Origin of the sequence: Polaribacter sp. PL03 (assembly GCF_033875165.1) — a bacterium.
In the GTDB taxonomy this organism is placed as follows: Bacteria; Bacteroidota; Bacteroidia; order Flavobacteriales; family Flavobacteriaceae; genus Polaribacter.
Map to the genome: position 1 here is coordinate 1 of NZ_JAWZSV010000029.1, position 1,826 is coordinate 1,826.

Here is a 1,826-nt window from a genome sequence, read left to right on the forward strand (position 1 = left end):
TGAACTGCTCCCCTTCAAGTAGACAGGGAAAAATCAAAAAAAGTTTTGTTGGTAATCAAAAAATATATTCTAAAATTTGCTGTACAAATGAGTTGAAAATGCTCGTTTGTACAGTTTTTTTCTTAATTATTTAGTGAACTTCAAATTGCTAAATCTGATGAGCTAAGCTCATCACTTCTTTAATTCAAATAAACTAGGACAGATATAAATAGAAGTTAAGCAATTAATCTTTCCATTTCTAAGGTAATTCTCTCATTATTGTAAAAATTTATATATTCTTTTATCTGTTTACGTGCAGTTTTTAAATCCTTAAATTTATAATGTTTATTACCGCGATAGATTTCTGATTTCATAATTCCCCAAAATGATTCCATAGGACTATTATCAATACATCTTCCCACTCGCGACATGCTTTGAATAACGCCATGCTCATCGAGCATGGATTTAAAATGCTTGCTTGTGTACTGGTATCCTCTATCACTATGCAGTATTAAACTATTTACATCTTTCACTTTTTTTATAGCTTTTTTATAAGTATTGAAAACGAGCTGATTATTATTTGAGTAGTTAATTTCATAGCTTACAATTTTTCCTGTCCCAAGATCCTTGATTGCACTTAAATAAAACTTTTTCCCGTTTTCTAAAATAAGTTCTGTTACGTCTGTTACCCACTTTTTGTTTGCTTCCGTTTCATAAAATTCTCTATCCATAATATTCTCAGCGGTAATAGAAGGTATCGAAGGTTTATGTCTCGTTCTTGCAACACGTATGCAAGATTTTAAACCTAATTTCTTCATTAAACGATATACACGTTTGCGTCCCACTTTTTTATCTAGTCTTAGACAAATATAAATACGAATACGGCGATAGCCGTAAATGCCATTATACTTATTAAAAATTCTTAGGATATCATCCATTAATATTTCATCTTCAATTTCACGCTTTGATTTAAAATTCTTTCGTTTTTTCCATTTATAATAACTTGCTCTGGATACTCCAAGTACTTTGCACAAAAGACTTATTGGGTATTCTTTTTTTAAATCTTCAATGACAAGGTATTCAATTATTTGTCTAAATGACGATTGATCAACTCTCTTTCCTTTTCCTTCAACTTTTTTAAAATTTTGTTTTCCATTTCTAAGTATTTAATTCTTTCTTCAAGAGCTTTCGTTTTAGCTAATGCTTGTTCTTCGTCAGTCAATGTCTGTGCAGGCTTACCTTTGCCTCTTCCGTCTACAAGTCCAGCACTTCCGAATTTTTCATATTTCTTAACCCAACTGTACACTTGTCCGTAATTAACATTAAATTTTAAAGCAGTTTTCTTATAATCTTTTTCTGATTCAATACATGCTTCTGCTATTTCTACACGTTCTTCGAACGTTGTTTTTCTAGCCTTCATTAAATACACCTCTGGTAATGGAGAATATGAAACATTCTCTTTTCCTAAAGTATATCGTTTTATCCAATTTGTGACAGTAGTATGTGCGGGTATATTATACTTTATTGCTAAATATTTAGGTGAAACATCTTGAGTTAAGTATTCTTTAACTACTGATTCTTTAAATGTTTCACTATAGGAATTATTATTTTTCTTTGGTAATAATGCCTCTATTCCATGCATTTTGTATTGTTGATATTTAATTCTTAAATGTTCAATATTCATTTCAACTTTGCTCTTTTTTAAAGCTTCCGCATAACTGTAACCCTCATCTAATAATCTAAATATTAATAGAAATAAATTAGTATCATATTTAGGATTTCTAGACATAAAAATACTCCCCCTATAGTTTTTGTTTTTTAGTGTCTACTATAGGGGGAGCATATCA

1 pseudogene is annotated in these 1,826 nt (G+C 30.0%); it reads right to left on the reverse strand.

What is annotated here, in order from left to right:
- Positions 1-215: 215 nt before the first annotated feature.
- Positions 216-1,768 (reverse strand): annotated as a pseudogene (locus SHK09_RS15360) (IS3 family transposase).
- Between the last annotated feature and the right edge of the window lie 58 nt (positions 1,769-1,826).